We start from the raw sequence: 3095 nt of genomic DNA, 5'->3' as shown, positions 1-3095 counted from the left end.
CGCCGCATAAAGCAGGATGTCGGCCAGCTTGCCGCCGCGCACCCTGGCCCGCAGGCCGCCGCCGATTGCGCCCAGAAGAAGACCGCCGATCACGAACATCGCGCCCCATTTCCGGGGCACCAGCCCCCTCAGCCCTTCGCCGCCCGGTCCGCCACGGCGGCGATGTCGCGCATCCGGGCCTTGACCTGGCTGTCAGGGCCGAAGCCATAGCGCGCCCAGGGTGCGCTGTCCATCCGCAGCGCCGCCGCAGCCGAGGGGTTGCCCAGTTTCTCCAGCGCCTCGGCCTTGATCAGCATCAGCGTGGCGAGGAGGGCGGCGTTCTCGTGCCGTTTCACCACCGGCATCGCCCGGTCGGCCAGCCGCGACGCCTCTTCCGGCAGGCCGCCGGCCAGCGCCATCGCGGCCAGTTGCATGTCGATATGCGCGAGTTGCAACTCGCCCCCCGACAGGCGGGCATAAAGCAGCGCCGCGCGGTCGAAGGCATCCAGCGCCCGCACCGGCTCCGACCCTGCCATCAGGCGCCCGACCGCGAAGTAGCTGAAGGCCAGCCGCCCGTCCTGCCAGCCGCTCGCTTGCGCGATGGCCAGCGCCCGCTCGGCTGCCACCTTCCGCGTGGTGAGCGAGCCGGTCTTCCCAAGCGCCGCCTCGATGGCGTGGGTCCAGTCCGGAGGGTTGCCCGGACCCACGACCGGCGACGTGCCCAACCTTGCGGCAACCTCCTCGCGGCTCATCCCGCTGGAAAGCTGCGGCGAGTAGGTCATCCGCAGCATGTCCATGTCGAAGCCGGTCAGGACCGAATGGAAGTTGTCGTCGTTGAAGACGCTGTCGGACAGCCGGTAAAGGTCGTTCAGCGGCCCCAGCGCCTGGGCAAGCTCCTCGTGCAGGCAGTCGCGCACTTCCTGCGGGCTGGTGTCGGAGGGGATGAAGATCGCCGCGCTCTCGCGCCGGGTGACAGTGGCCCAATCCACCCGCTTTGACCCGCGCAACCGGCGGTAGTCGGCCAGCGAGGACACGTTCGGCACCACGAAACAGGCCGCCGTGGGCGCCAGCCGCCGCAGTTCCGCGCGCGAGGCGAATTCCACCGTGATGGTCGCCGGGCCGGTGGCCGGGGAAATGTCGATCCCCGCCTCGTTCCGCAGCCGCCCGATCAGAGCGGCAAGGTCCTTGGCGGCGGTGGGCGGGGCGTTCCCCCGCAGGGCCACCGTGACCGGCCCCTCGAACCGGCTGAACGTCTCCAGCCCGCGCCCGTTTTCCATCGCGAAGGTCAGGTCCATGAAGTCCTGCGTCCGCGACGAGCCGCCCGAGGGCATCGCCAGCGCGCGATAGGCGGAAGGGTCGCCGAAGCCCACCCCCACCGCCATCGGTGGGTGGTTCTTCGACACCTGCGCAGGCGGAGCGCAGGCGGCAAGCGCGCAAAGGGCGGTCAGAAACAGGGGCAGGCGCATCGAGGAACCAGTCTGGCAGCGCGCCCCGGGCAGCAGGGCAGGGACAAGTCTCCGGCCCGAAGGCCCTCGAGTCAATTCGGGAAAATCCCGGATTTTCCAGCCACTATCCCTCGCGGTTGAAGTGCGGCTGGTCGCAGGATGTATCCGTGCACCTCATGGAATATTACAAATCCAACACTCATTCGCCGGGATTTTCCCCGCCGCAAACCGACGAGAAGTGATTCGGCTTGCGGGATTGAGGTGGAGGGCGCCTTCGAGCGCATGGATGCGCTCATCGCCCGGATGAACGAGGAGGCCGCCGAGAATGGACGACAATAGCGCCAGCACTGCGCCTCCCGCACCATTTCGCCGGTCGCCCCGATCTGGGCCATCTGGACCCGACCGGAGTTCATCCGCTCCTGCTTCGGCTCCAGCCACGGCCTCCGCGCGCATCACATTGCCGCCGATCTTCGGCGCGGCGGCAACCGGCCGCTCCGCAACGTCAACGGCGCGATCACCGAAAAGGTGCCCCGCCAAGCTCTCCGCCATCGCCGAAGACCTGACGGAAGCCCGCCGCCGTCACGATGCCGAGGCTACCGCTGCCCCCGCGCCATGAAGGCCAGCCGCTCGAAGAGCTGCACATCCTGCTCGTTCTTCAACAGCGCCCCATGCAGCCGGGGCAGGGCGTTCCTCGCCTCTCCGCGCAGATCCTCTGGCGCCAGATCCTCGGCCAGAAGCAGCCGCAACCAGTCCAGCACCTCGCTGGTCGAGGGCTTCTTCTTCAGCCCCGGCACCTCGCGCAGCTCGTAGAACTGCGTCAGCGCGGCGGCCAGAAGCGCCTCCTTGATCCCCGGAAAATGCAGCCGGACGATTGCCGCCAGCGTGTCGGCATCCGGGAAGCGGATGTAGTGGAAGAAGCAGCGCCGCAGGAAGGCGTCTGGCAATTCCTTCTCGTTGTTCGAGGTGATGATCACCACCGGCCGGTGCCTCGCCCGCACCGTCTCCCCCGTCTCGTAGACGTGGAACTCCATCCGGTCCAGTTCCTGCAACAGGTCGTTCGGAAACTCGATATCCGCCTTGTCGATCTCGTCGATCAGCAGAACCACGCGCCCCTCGGCCTCGAAGGCCTGCCAGAGCTTGCCCTTGCGGATGTAGTTGCGCACCTCATGCACCCGCGCCTCACCCAGCTGGCTGTCGCGCAAGCGGCTGACCGCATCATATTCGTACAGTCCCTGCTGCGCCTTGGTGGTCGACTTCACATGCCATTCGATCAGCGGCAGCCCCAGCGACTGCGCCACCTGCCGCGCGAGTTCGGTCTTGCCGGTGCCGGGCTCTCCCTTGACCAGAAGGGGCCGCTGCAACGTCACCGCAGCGTTCACTGCAAGCGCCAGATCGTCGGACGCTACATAGCTTTCGGTCGAGGCGAATTTCATTGCGCTTTCAACATCCTGTTTCCCGGCCATTCACAAACCCTACCCATGCCCAGAAAATGTCGCAACCGCTAGTGACAATCCTCCGGGCTTGGGATACATGCCCGCGCAACAGGAGCGCGCCATGACAGAAGCCCACCTGTCGGCAAGGTCCGGCGCGAAGGAGAGAGTTTCGATGAAGGCCGAAGTTTTCCTGCCCGACGATTACCGCCCCGCCGAAGACGAGCCGTTCATGAACGAC

2 protein-coding genes and 1 pseudogene are annotated in these 3095 nt (G+C 67.0%); 1 reads left to right on the top strand and 2 read right to left on the bottom strand.

Translation table 11 applies throughout. The features are described 5' to 3' along the window. Positions 1-128: 128 nt before the first annotated feature. Together V7Q39_RS20340 and V7Q39_RS20335 are read right to left on the bottom strand one after the other, a co-directional pair. Complete coding sequence (locus tag V7Q39_RS20340) at positions 129-1445, bottom strand: DUF2927 domain-containing protein (protein ID WP_333818432.1); 1317 nt, start codon at positions 1443-1445, stop codon at positions 129-131. 572 nt (positions 1446-2017) lie between these two features. Next, positions 2018-2857, bottom strand: coding sequence for an AAA family ATPase (locus tag V7Q39_RS20335; RefSeq protein ID WP_333818433.1), 840 nt, complete (start codon positions 2855-2857; stop codon positions 2018-2020). Positions 2858-2978: 121 nt separating this feature from the next. On the opposite strand from V7Q39_RS20335, the pseudogene V7Q39_RS20330 reads away from it, so the two are divergent. Beyond that, positions 2979-3095: pseudogene (locus V7Q39_RS20330) on the top strand (RNA polymerase-binding protein DksA); the annotation flags it as partial.

The organism is Tabrizicola sp., from assembly GCF_036781545.1.
In the GTDB taxonomy this organism is placed as follows: domain Bacteria; phylum Pseudomonadota; class Alphaproteobacteria; order Rhodobacterales; family Rhodobacteraceae; genus Tabrizicola.
The sequence above is the reverse complement of the archived record's forward strand: the minus strand, read 5'-3'. Positions and strand labels throughout refer to the sequence as shown.

Bases quoted from the DNA above. Each gene is read 5' to 3' on its own strand.
- V7Q39_RS20340 (WP_333818432.1), bottom strand. From the start codon at position 1,445: ATGCGCCTGCCCCTGTTTCTGACCGCCCTTTGCGCGCTTGCCGCCTGC.
- V7Q39_RS20335 (WP_333818433.1), bottom strand. From the start codon at position 2,857: ATGAAATTCGCCTCGACCGAAAGCTATGTAGCGTCCGACGATCTGGCG.